The organism is Streptomyces sp. NPDC059534 (genome assembly GCF_042743475.1).
Lineage (GTDB): Bacteria > Actinomycetota > Actinomycetes > Streptomycetales > Streptomycetaceae > Streptomyces.
Genome location: NZ_JBHWAQ010000005.1, coordinates 217,420 through 232,360, shown reverse-complemented (window position 1 = coordinate 232,360; position 14,941 = coordinate 217,420). Strand labels below are relative to the sequence as shown.

15 protein-coding genes, 2 pseudogenes and 1 riboswitch are annotated in these 14,941 nt (G+C 72.9%); of the genes and pseudogenes, 10 read left to right on the top strand and 7 right to left on the bottom strand.

Going from position 1 to position 14,941, the window contains the following annotated elements; all coding sequences use genetic code 11:
- Positions 1-32 precede the first annotated feature (32 nt).
- A pseudogene (locus tag ACFVZH_RS08690) lies at positions 33-416 on the top strand (hypothetical protein); the annotation flags it as partial.
- Here ACFVZH_RS08690 and ACFVZH_RS08685 read toward each other — a convergent pair.
- Positions 410-1,303, bottom strand: a complete 894-nt coding sequence (locus ACFVZH_RS08685; protein ID WP_384894675.1) for a transglycosylase SLT domain-containing protein — start codon at positions 1,301-1,303, stop codon at positions 410-412. The pseudogene ACFVZH_RS08690 and the gene ACFVZH_RS08685 sit on opposite strands and share 7 nt — an antisense overlap.
- A 4-nt stretch (positions 1,304-1,307) precedes the next feature.
- A riboswitch (cyclic di-AMP (ydaO/yuaA leader) is annotated at positions 1,308-1,491 on the bottom strand.
- A 340-nt stretch (positions 1,492-1,831) separates the two neighbouring features.
- On the opposite strand from ACFVZH_RS08685, the gene ACFVZH_RS08680 reads away from it, so the two are divergent.
- Complete coding sequence (locus ACFVZH_RS08680; protein ID WP_384894673.1) at positions 1,832-2,449, top strand: hypothetical protein; 618 nt, start codon at positions 1,832-1,834, stop codon at positions 2,447-2,449.
- 53 nt (positions 2,450-2,502) lie between these two features.
- Here the strand turns inward: ACFVZH_RS08680 and ACFVZH_RS08675 are convergent, their stop codons facing one another.
- Together ACFVZH_RS08675 and ACFVZH_RS08670 are read right to left on the bottom strand one after the other, a co-directional pair.
- Positions 2,503-4,527 carry a phosphocholine-specific phospholipase C gene (locus ACFVZH_RS08675; RefSeq protein WP_384894671.1) on the bottom strand — a complete coding sequence of 675 codons (2,025 nt, stop codon included), beginning with the start codon at positions 4,525-4,527 and terminating at the stop codon, positions 2,503-2,505.
- 157 nt (positions 4,528-4,684) lie between these two features.
- Positions 4,685-5,491: a DeoR/GlpR family DNA-binding transcription regulator gene (locus tag ACFVZH_RS08670; protein ID WP_384894669.1), complete on the bottom strand. Its 807-nt coding sequence runs from the start codon at positions 5,489-5,491 to the stop codon at positions 4,685-4,687.
- Between the two features lie 148 nt (positions 5,492-5,639).
- Between ACFVZH_RS08670 and ACFVZH_RS08665 the strand changes: the two genes are divergently transcribed.
- Together ACFVZH_RS08665 and ACFVZH_RS08660 are read left to right on the top strand one after the other, a co-directional pair.
- Positions 5,640-6,563, top strand: coding sequence for an SIS domain-containing protein (locus ACFVZH_RS08665; RefSeq protein WP_384894667.1), 924 nt, complete (start codon positions 5,640-5,642; stop codon positions 6,561-6,563).
- A 36-nt stretch (positions 6,564-6,599) separates the two neighbouring features.
- Positions 6,600-7,436, top strand: a complete 837-nt coding sequence (locus tag ACFVZH_RS08660; RefSeq protein WP_384894665.1) for a ketose-bisphosphate aldolase — start codon at positions 6,600-6,602, stop codon at positions 7,434-7,436.
- A 32-nt stretch (positions 7,437-7,468) separates the two neighbouring features.
- Here the strand turns inward: ACFVZH_RS08660 and ACFVZH_RS08655 are convergent, their stop codons facing one another.
- Positions 7,469-8,008 carry a hypothetical protein gene (locus tag ACFVZH_RS08655; protein ID WP_384894664.1) on the bottom strand — a complete coding sequence of 180 codons (540 nt, stop codon included), beginning with the start codon at positions 8,006-8,008 and terminating at the stop codon, positions 7,469-7,471.
- Positions 8,009-8,044: 36 nt separating this feature from the next.
- Positions 8,045-8,968, bottom strand: coding sequence for a LysR family transcriptional regulator (locus ACFVZH_RS08650; RefSeq protein ID WP_384894662.1), 924 nt, complete (start codon positions 8,966-8,968; stop codon positions 8,045-8,047).
- A 71-nt stretch (positions 8,969-9,039) separates the two neighbouring features.
- Between ACFVZH_RS08650 and ACFVZH_RS08645 the strand changes: the two genes are divergently transcribed.
- Entirely contained in the window at positions 9,040-9,984 is a 945-nt protein-coding gene (locus ACFVZH_RS08645; protein WP_384894660.1) for a DMT family transporter, read from the top strand.
- Here ACFVZH_RS08645 and ACFVZH_RS08640 read toward each other — a convergent pair.
- On the bottom strand, positions 9,981-10,418 hold the full coding sequence (locus ACFVZH_RS08640; protein ID WP_384894659.1) for a nitroreductase family deazaflavin-dependent oxidoreductase: 438 nt from the start codon (positions 10,416-10,418) through the stop codon (positions 9,981-9,983). The genes ACFVZH_RS08645 and ACFVZH_RS08640 overlap by 4 nt on opposite strands.
- Before the next feature lie 179 nt (positions 10,419-10,597).
- Here ACFVZH_RS08640 and ACFVZH_RS08635 point away from each other — a divergent pair.
- Both ACFVZH_RS08635 and ACFVZH_RS08630 read left to right on the top strand, forming a co-directional pair.
- Positions 10,598-11,290 (top strand): annotated as a pseudogene (locus ACFVZH_RS08635) (alpha/beta fold hydrolase); the annotation flags it as partial.
- Between the two features lie 162 nt (positions 11,291-11,452).
- Entirely contained in the window at positions 11,453-12,439 is a 987-nt protein-coding gene (locus ACFVZH_RS08630) for a threonine/serine dehydratase (RefSeq protein WP_384894885.1), read from the top strand.
- Between the two features lie 9 nt (positions 12,440-12,448).
- Here the strand turns inward: ACFVZH_RS08630 and ACFVZH_RS08625 are convergent, their stop codons facing one another.
- Positions 12,449-12,919 carry an Lrp/AsnC family transcriptional regulator gene (locus tag ACFVZH_RS08625; RefSeq protein WP_384894657.1) on the bottom strand — a complete coding sequence of 157 codons (471 nt, stop codon included), beginning with the start codon at positions 12,917-12,919 and terminating at the stop codon, positions 12,449-12,451.
- Positions 12,920-13,014: 95 nt separating this feature from the next.
- Here ACFVZH_RS08625 and ACFVZH_RS08620 point away from each other — a divergent pair, with 95 nt between their 5' ends.
- The 3 genes from ACFVZH_RS08620 to ACFVZH_RS08610 all read left to right on the top strand — a co-directional run bounded on the left by ACFVZH_RS08620 (position 13,015) and on the right by ACFVZH_RS08610 (position 14,901).
- Positions 13,015-13,878: an LLM class flavin-dependent oxidoreductase gene (locus ACFVZH_RS08620; protein WP_384894655.1), complete on the top strand. Its 864-nt coding sequence runs from the start codon at positions 13,015-13,017 to the stop codon at positions 13,876-13,878.
- Positions 13,875-14,303, top strand: coding sequence for a nucleoside deaminase (locus tag ACFVZH_RS08615; protein ID WP_384894653.1), 429 nt, complete (start codon positions 13,875-13,877; stop codon positions 14,301-14,303). Before ACFVZH_RS08620 ends, ACFVZH_RS08615 begins: the two co-directional genes overlap by 4 nt.
- A 64-nt stretch (positions 14,304-14,367) precedes the next feature.
- On the top strand, positions 14,368-14,901 hold the full coding sequence (locus ACFVZH_RS08610; protein WP_384894651.1) for a GNAT family N-acetyltransferase: 534 nt from the start codon (positions 14,368-14,370) through the stop codon (positions 14,899-14,901).
- Positions 14,902-14,941: the final 40 nt, after the last annotated feature.

Genomic DNA, 14,941 nt, shown 5'->3' with positions numbered 1-14,941 from the left:
GCCTCTGAATCGCCCCTCCGTTCGCGGGATGCGCCGCGATGAGAGAGGCTCGGGAGAGCGGCGGGAGGTCATCGACACGTCGCCGTGCCCCCCCCCCCCGGCGGGGGGGGCCCCCCCCCGCCCCGGGCGCCCCCCCCGACCCCGGGTGCGGGGTGAGCGCGGTCGTCTCGCGGGGCGGCCGGCCGGACCTCGCGGGCGACCGGCTGGCCGCCGTGCGGGCGCCGACCCTCCTGGTGGTGGGCGGCGAGGACGCGCTGGTCCTGGACCTCAACCGGCGGGCCCGGTCACTGCTGCGGTGCGAGAACCGGCTGGCCGTCGTGGAGGGCGCCACGCACCTCTTCGAGGAGAAGGGCGCCCTGGAGGAGGTGGCGGCGCTGGCCACCTCCTGGTTCAGCGAGCACTTCCGGGGTCAGTAGGCGCCGTTGACGTTGTCGATGGAGCCGTAGCGGTCGGCCGCGTAGTTGCACGCGGCGGTGATGTTGGCGACCGGGTCGAAGAGGTCCATGGACGTGCCGGGCACGTGGTAGGCCAGGAAGGTCGGCTCGATGACCTGGAGCAGGCCCTTCGAGGGCGTGCCGGCCACCGCGTTGGAGTCCCACAGGTTGATGGCCTGGGGGTTGCCGGAGGACTCGCGCATGACGTTGCGGTGGATGCCGTCGTACGAACCGGGGATGCCCTGCTGAGCCATGATGGCCAGCGACTCGCGGATCCAGCCGTCGAGGTTGTCGGCGTAGTTGGTGGCGGCGGCGGGCTCGGCCTGGACGGGGGCGGCGGGGGCGGCGGCCGGGGCGGCCTGCGCGGCCGAGGCACCCGTGTTGGTGGCGGCGGACGGGGCCGGCGCCCGGCGCTCGGAGCGGCTCGCCCGCTCGGTCGAGGCGGCCTTCTTCGCCTTGGGGGCGGTGACCTTGGCGGAATCCCGACGAAGTGTCAGTTCGAGGCCCGGGTGAATAAGTGACGGATTGTCACCCACGGCGCTCTTGTTCGCGTGGTAAAGGTCCTTCCAGCCGGCCTGAATTCCCTTCTTGTGGGCGATCAGGGAAAGGGAGTCGCCGCTGACGACCGTGTAGGTGCGGGCGGCCGCAGGGGCGGCCGGAGCCTTGGTCACGGTCGGTGCCGCTGCGGTGGCCGCGGGGGCGGAAACGGCGCGGGTGGTGAATTCCGGGGCGCCGGACACGGGCGCGGCGCCGGCCACGGCCGGGGCGATCAGCGGGAGGGCGAGGGCGACTCCACCCGTGCCGACCAGGGCGAGTCCCTGGGAGACGGGGCGGCGTCGGGGGCGGCGGTGCGTACCGTGAGCAGGCATGACGGATTCCTCTCCGGCGCCTGCGGGGTGAGCTGTCGGGTTCGGACGGGAGATGTCCGGCCGCGCGCACGCGGCTGCACCCCGAGCCGTCCCGGATTCCGGGCCGGCGTATTCGTGGGTCCCCCGCTCCTGCCGTCGGGTGAAAGGGAGGTATTTCAAGCGGTGGCAGGATTAGGCGATCCGCTCGAATGGAGGTGACCGTAGGCCAGTAATGCGACGGATAACAAGAGGTCCGGAGTGGCCGTCGCGGCAAAAGGATCACTTAATTCATGGAATTCAAGATCGACCGGCTCTCCCGTGCGGCTAACTTCCTTGTGCCCCACGGGCCGCGCGGATTCCGGTCGTCGCGGTACCGCCCGGAAAGTGAGTCGCATCACCAGGGTCTCAATGTCCGAATATGCACGGTAAATCTGTTAATAGGGGAGTGGGTGGAAAAGCCCCTGTCGCTATGCGGGCACTCAAGGGCAAAAGTCGCAAAACCGACATTCATCCTGAAAGATGAAGCCACCCCGACCGAGGAGCCACCGGATGACCCCCGCCACCTCCCTGCTCAGCCCCGACGCCGTCGACCGCGAGGCCGCCGCGCTCTACGAGAGCGCCACGTGGCAGCGGATCGTCACCGACTGGGCCACCGACGAACCGCTCGCCCCGGCCGGCCCGCCGCCGGGAACGGAGAGCTGGCGGAAACTGCTGACCGTGCCGGTGGAGCGGCTCGTGGCCGACGCGCTCGACGCCCTGCCGCCGCCCCTGCCGGCCGAGCGCCGGCTGCCCGGCCGGATCGGAGCCGCCCTGCCGGACCGGCTGCATGTCTGGCGCCGCATCGGCAGCGCCGACCTGCGCCCGTCGGTCCACCTGGGCTACGCGCGCCTCGTACTGACGGAGTGGGGCTGGCAGAACGCTCCGTACAGGCTGCGCGACGTCCGCGGGGCCCGGTGCGTCTGCGGCGCGCTGCTCGCCGCGCACCGGCTCGGCCACGGCAGCGGGGACACGATGAACGAGGCGGCGGCCTGGATCATGACCGAGCTTCGGTCGCGGGGGTGGCACGACCTGATCGGACCGTGGAACCGGGCTCCGGGCCGTACCGCCGACGACGCCGTGGCCCTGCTCGACGCGACCATCGAACGGGCCGCGCAGGCCGGCCGCTGACGGCCCCCGGTGTGCCGGGCGCGCCGGGGCGGCCCGGCACACCGGGGAGCGGGTCAGCCGCTGACGCTGGGCGCCCCGGTCTCGATGTGCCCGGTGTACCGGCGTGACCAGGTCCCGTCGATGTCGGCGAGGATCGTGAAGTCGTACCAGCCGCCCTGGTACGCCACCGCGTTGAAGAAGTCCTCACGGCTGGAGTTCGCGGGCACCGTGTACGTCCATGGTCCGTCCGTGCGGTAGGCGTTCGAGCGGATCGTGAAGGTGACGGGCCCGCCCGAGGCGTTGGTCATCCTGAACCACAGGGCCGTCTTCCCCGTCCCCGGCTCGGTCGCGAAGCGGGCCGCCACCTCGACGGCCTTGCCCGCCTTGGAGGCGTCGCCGATGAAGCGGCGCAGGAAGCGGTTGGGGCCCATCATCGAGATGTCGTACTTGCCGGAGCCCGAGCCCGTGCCGATGTTGAAGTAGTCGGAGGCCGTGCCGCCGGGGTCGACCGTGTACTGCCAGGCGGCCGTGTCGCGGTACTGGTGCGGGTGGATCGAGAAGTGCGCCGCGCGCTTGGCCTCCGCTCCCTGGTTCGTCATCGAGAACCAGGCAAGGATCTTGCCCGCGGCCCCGAACTCGAACCGGTCCAGGTTGCCGTTCGCCTGGTACGGCACGGCGCGGGCCGGACGGGTGCCGGACTCCTGCGCGGGAAGGGCGTTGTTCTGGGGCGCGGGGTTCGGCAGCGGCCCGCACGTCGCCTGGCCTATCACCTTCGCGGTGGAGGGGAGTCCCGCGGGCACGCCGTACACCGGGTGGGCGAAGTCGAAGACCCCGGTCAGGTCTCCTGTCACCTTCCTGCGCCAGGCGCTGATGTTGGGGCAGGTCGCCGGTGTGCCGAGGGCGGCCGTCCAGGTCTCCATGAAGCGCAGCACGGAGGTGTGGTCGAAGACCTCGGAACTCACCCAGCCGCCCCGGGTCCACGGGGACATGACAAGCATGGGGACGCGGAAGCCCAGGCCGATCGGCACGCCGTCCAGGTACTCGCCCGGCGTTCCCGGCGGAGCGACCGGCGGCGGCACATGGTCGAAGAAGCCGTCGTTCTCGTCGTAGTTGAGGAAGAGCACCGTCGAGTCGAAGACGTCGGCGTCGGCGGCCAGCGCCCGGTAGACGAGATCGACGAAGTGCGCGCCGTCGCCCGGCGGCGCGTAGGGGTGCTCCGAGAACGCCTCGTTCGCGACCACCCACGACACCTGCGGGAGCGTGCCCGCGAGGACGTCGGCGCGGATCGCCGCGGCGATGTCGTCCGGGGTCGAGCCGGTCACCTTGGGGACCGAGCCCATGCCCCGGTCGTACAGCGGGTCGCCGGGGCGCGCGTCGGTGAACTTCTTGAAGTAGGCGAGGCCGTTGTCGCCGTAGTTGTCCTGGGCGTTCTGGTAGACCTTCCAGCTCACTCCGGCGCGCTGGAGTGCCTCGGCGTACGTCTCCCAGGTCAGCCCCGACTCGTCGCCGCCGTCCTTGCTGGAGCCGTCGATCTTGCCGCTCCACAGGAAGGTGCGGTTGGGGCCGGTGGCGCTGAGCGTCGAGCAGAAGTACGCGTCGCAGATCGTGTAGTGGTCGGCGAGCGCGTGGTGGAAGGGGATGTCCCCGCGGTCGAGGTGGCCGAGCGACCGGGTGTTGCCCACGCCCGTCACCCAGTTGTCGAGGCGTCCCTTGTTCCAGGCGGCGTGCTGCGAGGTCCAGCTGTGCGGCAGGTCGCCGTTGCACTGCGCGAGGGTCTCGCCGTCGACGCCCCCCGCGGGCGGGGTGTCGCTCAGCTTCCAGGGGTAGTGGCGGCCGCCCCAGTTGGGCTGGTTGAACATGCCCCAGCCGCCCGGGAGGTTGCCCGCGGCGCGGTCGGCGAAGCCGCGCACGCCGCGCAGGGTGCCGAAGTAGTGGTCGAAGCTGCGGTTCTCCTGCATGAGGATCACCACGTGCCGGACGTCGGTGAGCGTGCCGGTGGCCGCGGTCGCGGCGGCGGACGCCGGCACCGGCGGCAGCGCCGCACCCGCCACGAGCCCCGCGCCGATCCCGACGAATCCCCTGCGGCTGATGGGAAGCATGCCCCGCCTCTCGTGTCACGGTGTGCCCCAGCGGCACGTCGGACACATGATGGGGGAGGGGAGCTTAAAGGTATACGGCTGTGCCGTAATTACTGGGTTAACAGACAGAGGCCAGGAAAAACGGGGCCCGAATTGGTCCGCCCACGGACCAATGGAGTCAGACGGTGATCACCTGCACGCCGGCCTCGGTGAGCTGGGCGACCGTCTCCGGCGCGATGCCGGTGTCCGTCACGAGCACGTCGATCCGGTCCAGACCACAGATCCGGGCGAACGCGCGGCGGCTCATCTTCGAGGAGTCGGTCACCACGACGACCCGGCTCGCCCGCTCCGCGAAGAGCCGGCTGATGCTCGCCTCGTCCTCCTGGTGCGCCATCACGCCGAGGGTGGCGTCGACCCCGTCGACCCCCAGGATCACCACGTCGAGCACGACCTCGTTGAGCACCCCGACGGTCAGCGGGCCGACCAGCTCGTACGTCTGGGGGCGGGCCACCCCGCCGGTGGCGACGATCTTGATCTGGGGCCGCACCGCGAGTTCGCCGGCGATGTTGAGGGCGTTGGTGACGACGGTCAGCGCGGGGCCCCCGGACGCCGTCGCCGGTGACGCCTCGGCTCGGCCGCTCGCGAAGCGCAGGGCCAGGGCCCGTGCCACCTCGGTCGTCGTGGTGCCCCCGTTGAGGCCGACGACGTCGCCGGGTGCGACCAGATCGGCCGCGGCCTCCGCGATCCGCCGCTTCTCCGGCGCGTGCCGTGTCGACTTGTAGCGCAGCGGCAGTTCGTGCGAGACGCCGTGTGCCACGGCCCCGCCGCGCGTCCGTACCAGCAGCTGCTGCTCGGCGAGTTCGTCGAGGTCCCGGCGGATCGTGGCGGCGGAGACGTCCAGTGCGATCGCCGCGTCCTCCACCTCCACCTTTCCCGAGGCCGCCAGCAGCTCAAGGAGCGTGTTCCACCGTTCGTGCTTGGACATGCGTCCTTCCCTCCCGCTCGTGCGCGCGTCCGATTCTATCTGCCGATGGGTGCGGGATCTGGAAAGGCGATGCATGTTTCTGCTTGAATGTCCTTGATTTCGAGCAGTTTCACTCATCATCGTGCACTCTTCTTGCAAGGAGCCTCGCATGACCACCACCCGTACCGCCGTGGAGATCGCCTCTCAGCCGGCGACCTGGCGCCAGGCGGCCCGCACCCTGCCCCAGCACGTCGCCGCCCTGCCCCGACGCGGGGAGCGGGTCGCGGTGATCGGCTGCGGCACCTCCTGGTTCATGGCCCTGGCCTACGCGGAGCTGCGCGAGTCCGGCGGGCACGGCGAGACCGACGCCTTCGCGGCCTCGGAGTTCCCCTTCGGCCGCCACTACGACCGGGTCGTCGCCATCACCCGCTCCGGCACCACGAGCGAGGTCCTCGCCGTCCTCACCCGCCTGCGCGGCACCGTCCCCACGGGCGCGGTCACGGCCGACCCCACGACCCCCGTGATGGACCTCGCCGACGACGTCGCCGTGCTGGACTTCGCCGACGAGGAGTCGGTCGTCCAGACCCGCTTCGCCACCACCGCCCTCGCCCTGTTCCGCGCCCACCTGGAGGCCGAGGAGGCGCTGCCCGACGGCGTCGCCACCGTCGAGGAGGCCGCGCGCGACGCCGAACAGGCCCTCGCGTCCCCCCTCGTCGAAGAGGTGCTCACGGCCGAGCAGTTCACCTTCCTCGGCAGCGGCTGGACCTACGGGCTCGCCCTCGAGGCCGGCCTGAAGATGCGCGAGGCGGCCGGCGCGTGGACGGAGGCGTACCCGGCCATGGAGTACCGCCACGGCCCCATCAGCATCACCAGGCCCGGCCGGGTGACCTGGGGCTTCGGCGTCCTGCCGGCCGGACTCGCGGACGACGTGCGCAAGGTCGGCGGCACCCTCTCCGAGAGCGACCTCGACCCGCTCGCCGACCTGATCCGCGCCCAGCGCCTCGCGGTGGCCGTCGCCGAGGCCCAGGGCCTGAACCCGGACACCCCCCGCAACCTGACCCGCTCCGTGGTCCTGGCCGACGTCCATGCCTGACCGCCGCCAACCGCTCGACCACCCGGGAGAAGGACCATGCCGCTGACGCCCACCGATGAGATCGTCCGCCGCGCCCGCGCGGCGGGCACGGGCGTGGGGGCGTTCAACGTCCTCCAGCTCGAACACGCCCAGGCCATCGTGACCGGCGCCGCCGACGCCGACCGGCCCGTGGTCCTCCAGATCAGCGAGAACACCGTCCGCTACCACGGCGCCCTGGAGCCGGTCGCGCTCGCCTCCCTGGCGATCGCCCGCGCCGCCAAGACCCCGGTCGCCGTCCATCTCGACCACGCCGAGAACCCCGACCTCGTCCGCGAGGCGGTGGGACTCGGCCTGGGTTCCGTCATGTTCGACGCCTCGAAGCTCCCCTACGCGGAGAACGTCGCGGCGACTCGCGAGGTGGTGGAGTACTGCCACCGGCACGGCGTCTGGGTCGAGGCCGAACTCGGCGAGGTGGGCGGCAAGGGCGGCGCCCACACCCCGGGCGTGCGGACGGACCCCGACGAGGCCCGCGCCTTCGTCGCGGCCACCGGCGTCGACGCCCTCGCCGTCGCGGTCGGCAGCGCCCACCAGATGCTGACCCGGGACGCGGTCCTCGACTTCGACCTCATCGCCCGGCTGCGGGCCGCCGTGGACACCCCGCTCGTCCTGCACGGCTCCTCGGGCGTGTCCGACGCGGACCTCGGCTCCGCGATCGCCGCCGGCATGACCAAGGTGAACGTCTCCACCCACCTCAACAAGGCGTTCACCCGGGCCGTCCGCGCCCACCTCGCCGACCACCCGACCGCCGTCGACCCCCGGCACTACCTCACCCCGGCACGGGCAGCCGTGGCCCACGAGGTCGCGCACCTCCTCACGGTCCTGTCCCCGGCCTGACGGGGGCATGGCGGGGGGGGCGAGGGCGTGCTCTAGGACCGGTCGGCGGCGGCGTGCTCCTTCAGGAAGGCGCCGGCATGGGCCGCGGCCTCCTCCTTCGTCGGGTGGGTCAGGCCGCGGCCGGTCTCGCCGTGCGACCCGTCGGCGCCCTCGCCCGTCCACCTCCAGCCGCCGGACGAGGGTTCCCGCGTCAGCTCGGCCGTCCCGCCGCACAGTTCGAGTGCGACGGTCGATCCCGGCGCCGCGGCGGCCGGACGGGTGACGGCGTTCGGCCACTTCTTGCGGGCGCCCTGCCGGGTGATGCCCCAGACGGCCCCCATCTGCTCGTAACTGGCGCCGTACGACCCGGCCGTTCCCGCCGCGACCGCCGTCAGGCGCTTGACCGCCGCGTCCACCACCTTCCAGGTGGCCAGCACGGACAGCGCCACCTCGGCCGGATCCGCGGCCCACATCCGGTCCTCGGGGAGCCCCGAGGCTCGGGAGCGGACGGCCGACGCGAGGGGGGTGAGGGCGTCGTGGAGCGCCGTGTCGAGCGCTACCTGTTCTTCGGGTGTGATCTCAAGGGAAGGCATCTGACAACTATAGTTCACCCGCAGGGGAAATGGTAACTAAAGTTTACGAGAGTCGTGGGTGGTCGCCGCCGGGGTCCCGGACGCGCCCGCCACCTCCTGAAGCGCCGCCAGGAGGCCGCGCACCGCGGGCAGGGACAGTGAGGACTCCCGTACCAGCGCGTGGATCGAACGGACCGGCTCCGGGCCGCGGATGCGCCGGACCACCACGTTCGGGTGACGGCTGCCGAGGCCCAGGAGCGGGATGAGCGTGATGCCGAGACCGGCTGCGACGAAGCCCTGGGCGGCGGCGTACTCCTCGCACTGCACGGCGATGTCCGGGGTGAACCCGGCGGCCGCGCACGCCGCCAGGACGGCGTCCAGGCAGGGACCCGGCCGCTCGCTGCCCACCCACGGTTCGGCGGCGAGCCCGCTCAGGTCGACCGCGGTGCGGCGGTCCGCGAGCGGGTGCCCCCTGGGCAGGACGGCGCGGTACGGGTCGTCGGCCAGGTGGACCAGCCGGCGGCCGTCCCGGTCGGGGCCGCCGCCCCGGGGCCGTACGACGAGGGCGAGGTCCGTCTCCTCGTCGGGATCGCCGTCGGCGATCCTCAGGTCGACGCGGACGCCGGGGTGTTCGGCGCGGAAGCGGGCGAGCGCGGGTGCGACGAGGCCGGCGCCCGCGGTGGCGAAGTAGCGGACCGCGATCCGGCCGGTGCGGCCCGCCCGCAGGTCGGCGAGGGCGGTCTCGGCCTCCGCGACCTGGCGGCCGATGACGGTGGCGTGCTCGGTGAGCAGCCGTCCGGCGGCGGTCGGCCGCACACCGCGGCCGAACCGTTCGAGCAGCTCGATGCCGGCTTCCTTCTCCAGCGCGGAGATCTGCTGACTCACGGCGGACGGCGTGTAACCGAGGTTCCCGGCGGCGGCGGTGACGGAGCCGCTGGTGACGACGGCCCGGAGCACCTGCATGCGTCTCACATCCAGCATGTAGCACAGCTTAACGCCGGCTGTACGATCCTTCGCTTGTCCTGTCGAATGGTGCCGGGGACCGTGGAGGCATGACATCCGCGACGCGCATGGGCGTACTGGCACTGCTCTGGGGCTCGGGCTTCCTCTGGATCAAGATCTCCCTCAACGAGGGGCTCACCCCCGGGTGGATCACCTTCGTACGCTGCCTGCTCGGCGCGTCGATCCTCCTCGCGCTCGCCCACGGAGCCGGCGGACGGCTTCCCCGCGACCGGGGCACCTGGGGGCGCCTGGTCGTCGCCGCGTTCCTCTGCAACGCGCTGCCCTTCCTGCTCTTCTCGGTCGGCGAGCAGAGCGTGGACAGCGGAGTGGCGGGCGTGATGAACGCCACGACCCCCCTCTGGTCCCTCCTCGTCGGCCTCGGCCTGGGGACGGAACGCCCGCTGCGCCCCACCCGCCTCGCCGGGCTCCTCCTCGGCTTCGCCGGCGTCCTGCTGATCTTCGCGCCCTGGAGCGCCGGATCCGGGCTGATGAGCCTCGGTGCGCTCGCGCTGCTCGGCGCCGCCGCCTCGTACGCGCTGGCCTTCGCCTACATGGCGCGCCACCTCACCGGCCGGGGCGGCGCGCCGCTGGCCCTCTCCGCCGCGCAACTCCTCGCGGCCACCGGTCTCAGCGCGCCCGCCCTGGCCGTCGGCGGCGCGCCGACGGTGACCTGGACGGGCGTCCTCGCCGTCGTCGTCCTCGGGATCTTCGCGACCGGGCTGACCTTCCACCTGAACTACCGCATGATCGCCGAGGAGGGCCCGACCAGCGCCGCCACCGTCGGCTACCTGCTGCCCGTGGTGTCCGTGGCCCTGGGCGCGCTCGTCCTCGGCGAACCGCTGACGGCACGGGTCGTCACCGGCATGGCCGTCGTCCTGGCGGGCGTCGGCCTGACCCGTCTCACGCCACACCAGGCCGCCGCGCCGCAGGGAGTCCCGCGCACGATCGCCGACGGGAACCAGCGGGAACCACTGGCCGGACCCAGCGGGAACTAGCCGACCCGCTCGACCACGAAGAGAGGGATCTCCCGCTCGGTCCTGAGCTGGTAGTCGGCATAGTCGGGGAACGCCTCGACGGCCCGGGCCCACCACACCCGGCGCTCCTCGCCGGTGACCAGCCTGGCCTTCATGTCCCAGACGTCCGTGCCGTCACGCAGCTCGACGTCCGGCGAGGCGACCACGTTGTGGAACCAGACGGGGTGCTTCACCGCCCCGCCGTTCGACGCGACGAGCGCGTACGCCCCCTCGTGCTCCACCCGCATGAGAGGGGTCTTCCGGAGCTTGCCGCTCTTCACGCCGAGGTTCGTCACGAGGACGACGGGAAGACCGCGCATGGTCGTGCCCTTCGTCCCGCCGGAGGACTCGTACAGCTCGACCTGGTTCCGCACCCACGTCGACGGGCTGGGCTCGTACTCGCCTTCGAGTGGCATGAGTGTCCTTTCCGAGGGGTGCCGGGAGCACCGGCTCTGCATCCCCCGACGCTATCCGACGTTCCGCGCCTCCCCCGGTTGCCCGGCCCGGGGGACGAGCCCCCGGCCCCGATGTCGGTACCCGCTCGTAGGGTGGTCCCGACGGCAGGGATGCGGACGACGACAGGGGAGTGGGCGGCATGCGGGAGTTGTTCCTGGCGGACGCGAAGGCGTACATCCGGTGGATCGAGCTGCCGGGGTACGGGGACGGGGACGGGGACGTGCCGGTCCGGGTGTTCGTGCACGGCCTGGGATGCACGGCGGCCTCGGACTTCACCCACATCGCCGCGCACCCCGCGCTCGGCGGCGGGCGGGCGCTGCTCGTGGATCTCCTCGGCCACGGGCTGAGCGACCGCCCCGCGGACTTCGACTACCGCATGGAGTCCCAGGCGGCGGCCGTGGCGGCCGTGCTCGACCACCTCGGGGTGGCGGGGGTGGACCTCGTCGGGCACTCCATGGGCGGCGCCGTCGCGATCCTCCTGGCGGCCTCCCGTCCGGACCTGGTGGCCCGGCTCGTGGTGGCGGAGCCCAATCTGTACGCGGGCGGGGGCGCGTTCAGCTCCCCGGTGGCCGCCCAGGACGAGGACACGTTCGTGGCGACGGGGTTCGCCCGGATGCTGGCCGTCGCGGGCCGCGCCGACTACGCGGCCCGGCTGCGGCTCGCCGACCCGCGGGCCGTCCACCGCAGCGCCGTCGCCCTCGTCGAGGGAAGTGTGCCCGCGCCCGGCGACCTCCTGGCCGGGCTGGCCGCGCCCCGCCTCTTCGTGGTCGGTGAGCTGAGCCTGCCGGACGCGGACGCCGAGAAGACGGCGGCGCTGGGCATCCCGGTGGCCGAGGTCCCGGGAGCCGGGCACAACCTGATGCTGGACAACCCCGACGGGTTCGTCGCCGCGCTCGCCGGATTCCTCTGCGAGGGCCTGCCCCCGGCGGCCGGGGTTTCCGCGCCCGACGGAGAGGGAGAGGTTCGTCGGCACGCCAGTCCCGTCCCGGCTCCCCTGCGGGAGCACCGGGCGCACGCCCTCACGTACGACGACGTCACGACCGCCGCGGCCCGGATCGGCGGCCACGTCAGGCCCGTCACGGTCGCCACCGCCGAGCCGGGCACCGAGCCGTACGAGCTCCACCTCGCTCTTGAGCACCTGCAGCACACGGGCTCGTTCAAGGCCCGCGGCGCACAGAACTTCCTCCTCGCGCACCGGGAGGCGGGCACCCTGCCCGTCGCCGGTGTCACGATCGCCTCCGGCGGCAACGCCGGGCTCGCCTGCGCGTGGGCCGCCCGCCGGCAGGGCGTCCCCGCCACCGTCTTCCTGCCGACGACCGCCCCCAAGGTGAAGGCCGACAAGCTCCGCGCCTACGGCGCCGACGTCCGGCTGGTCGGCACGGAGTACGCCGAAGCCCTCGCCGCCTGCGAGGTGTTCGCCGCCGAGACCGGCGCGCTGGCCTCCCACGCCTACGACCATCCGCTCATCGCCGCCGGGGCCGGCACCCTGCTCGACGAGATCCTCCGGTCGGTCCCGGACCTCGACACCGTCGTCGTCGCGGTCGGGGGCGGCGGCCTGTTCGCCGGCGTCGCCACCGCGGCCCGGCACCACGGCATCCGCACCGTCGCGGTCGAACCCGAGAAATGCCGGGCCCTCGACGCCGCCCTCCGCGCCGGACACCCCGTCGACGTCACCGTCGACTCCGTCGCCGCCGACTCCCTCGGCGCCCGCCGCGTCTCCGCCACCGCCCTGCGCGCCGCCCAGGACGACGGCGTCCGCTCGGTCCTCGTCACCGACGCCGCGATCACCCGCACCCGGCGGGCGCTGTGGGACGACCGCCGCCTCGCCGTCGAGCACGCCGCCGCCACCGCCCTGGCCGCCCTCGCCGCGCCGGACGGGCCGGCCCCCTACCGTCCCGCCCCCGGCGAGAAGGTCTGCGTCGTCCTGTGCGGTGCGAACACCGACCCGGCCGACCTGACGGGGGCGCCCGCGGGCGCGTGACGGAGTGCCTCAGTCGGCCGTCGGCATCCGCGTCCCGGGCTCGCGCGGGCCGCGGAACGGCAGCGTCCGGCTGAACACGAGGTTCGTGGTCGTGCTCCCGAACAGGGCCAGCTCGTCCACGAGTTCCTCCAGGTGCCCCATCGACGTGGCCGCCACCTTCAGCACGTAGCAGTCGTCCCCGGTGGTACGCAGGCACTCCAGGATCTCCGGCCGCTCGGCGAGCAGCCGGCGCAGCGGCTCGTGCCGGGTCCCCGGGTACTTCAGCCGCACCATCGCGAGCACCGCGTACCCGATCCGCTCCAGATCCACGTCGGCGCGGTACCCGGTGACCACCCCGGACTCCTCCAGGCGGCGCACCCGCTCCTTCGTCGCCGACGCGCTCAGGTTCACCCGCCGCGCCAACTCCGTGTAGGCGATCCGGCCATCCTGCTGAAGCTCTGTCAGGATCGCCCAGTCCGTGATGTCGAGACTCTCGGTCATCACTCGATATTACCGGCGAATCCACGGTCGAACCCCGCCTGAACAGGCGGGAATCACTTCAGTACCGCCGTCCCGGCTGGCTAGCCTGTGCGCTTGTGAAGATCGGAGTCAACATCCTCAACTTCGGCCCCGGGACGGACCCCGGAGCCCTGCGGAGCTGGGCCCAGACCGTCGAGGGCCTCGGCTTCGACCTCCTGATGGTCTCGGACCACATCGCCGTCACACCCGACGTCGCGGAGCGCTATCCGGAACCCTTCTACGAACCGTTCACCACCTTGTCGTGGCTGGCCGGCATCACGACCCGGGTCGGGCTCGGGACCACCGTGCTCGTCGCCCCCTACCGGCATCCGCTGCTCACCGCCCGCATGGCCCTCAACCTCGATCTGCTGAGCGGCGGTCGGCTGGTGCTGGGCGTGGGGGTCGGCTGGGCCCGGCAGGAGTTCGCCGCCCTCGGAGTCCCGTACGAACGCCGGGGCCGCGACACCGACGACCATCTGCGTGCCGTGCGCGCGGCCTGGGCCGACATGGCCGCCCCCGGCCGACGCGGGGTACCCGTCTGGGTCGGAGGCAACAGCGACGCCGGACTGCGCCGCGCGGTGCGGCTCGGGGACGCCTGGCATCCGCTGCGCGGCACCATGCCGTGGCTGACCTCCGCCGCCACCGGACTGCGGGAGTACGCGGACGCGCACGACCTCCCCGTACCCGCCTTCGCACCCCGGATCGTCCTGCGGCCCACCGCGCGTCCGGTCGACGGAGCGGAGCGGCTCGCGGGGGAGGGGACCCTCGACCAGATCATGGACGACCTCGACCGGCTGCGGCGGCTGGGCGCGGAGACCGTCGTCCTCGACCCGTACGCCGGTGACCCTCAGGAGACGCACCACCCCCAGGACGCGTGGCAGGCACTCGCCACGGTCGCCGCCCACCTCGCCCGCCCCAGCACCCCGACGGAGCAGACATGACCCAGCCCGACGACCACACCCTCCTCCGCCGGGCCATCGCGCTCGCGGCGGCGGCCCGCGACGGCGGCGACCCGCCCTTCGGTTCCCTCCTCGCCGGGCCGGACGGGACGGTACTGGCAGAGGAGCACAACACGACGCTCACCGACGACGACATCACCGCGCACCCGGAACTGAAGCTGGCGAGATGGGCCGCCCGGGAGCTCGACGCGGCCACGGCCGCGGCCACCACCCTGTACACCAGCTGCCGGCCCTGCGCGATGTGCGAGGCGGTGATCCTGCGGGCGGGCCTGGGGCGGGTGGTCTTCGCGCTCTCCGACGAGCAGCTCCTCGCCATCAGGCCCGGCACCGGCCTCCCGCCCGTCCCGCAGGAGGGCCCCGCGCTGTTCGACGAGGTGCGGGCGGTCGTCGAGGGCTACTACCACTGACTCCGGCGATCCGGCGGGCGGGCCCGTGGCATCGGAGCGCCGGGGAGTGCGTCAGGATGGGGGCATGATCGAAATTCGTACGCCGCGTCTCATCCTCCGGCGCTGGAGCGAGGACGACCTCGTCCCGCTGTCCGAGGTCAACGCCGACCGCGAGGTCATGCGGTGGGTCGACGACGGGTCGGTCCGCGACCTGGACCGGACCGCCGAGGACATCGAGCGGTACGAGGAGGAGTGGGACGACGAGGGGTTCGGCATCTTCGCCGTGGAGCTGATCGGGTCCGGTGAGCTGATCGGACTCGCCGGTCTCTCCGTCCCCGAGTCGCTGCCGGAGCTGAGCGCGGAGGTGGCGATCAGCTGGCGCCTCGGCCGGCAGTTCTGGGGGCAGGGGTACGCCTCGGAGGCCGCCCACGCGGTCCTGGAGTTCGCACTCCAGGACCGCGGGCTCGGCCGGGTCGTCGCCGTCACGCACCTCGGCGACGCGGCGTCCGAGAACGTCATCGGCAAGCTCGGGATGACCTCGGAGCGCCAGATGACCCACCCGGTCCTCGACGTGCCCCTGCACGTGTACGCCATCGACCTCACCGAGTACGAGGGCTGACCACAGGCCCCGGTCGCCCGGGTGCCGCCGGCGCGATGGC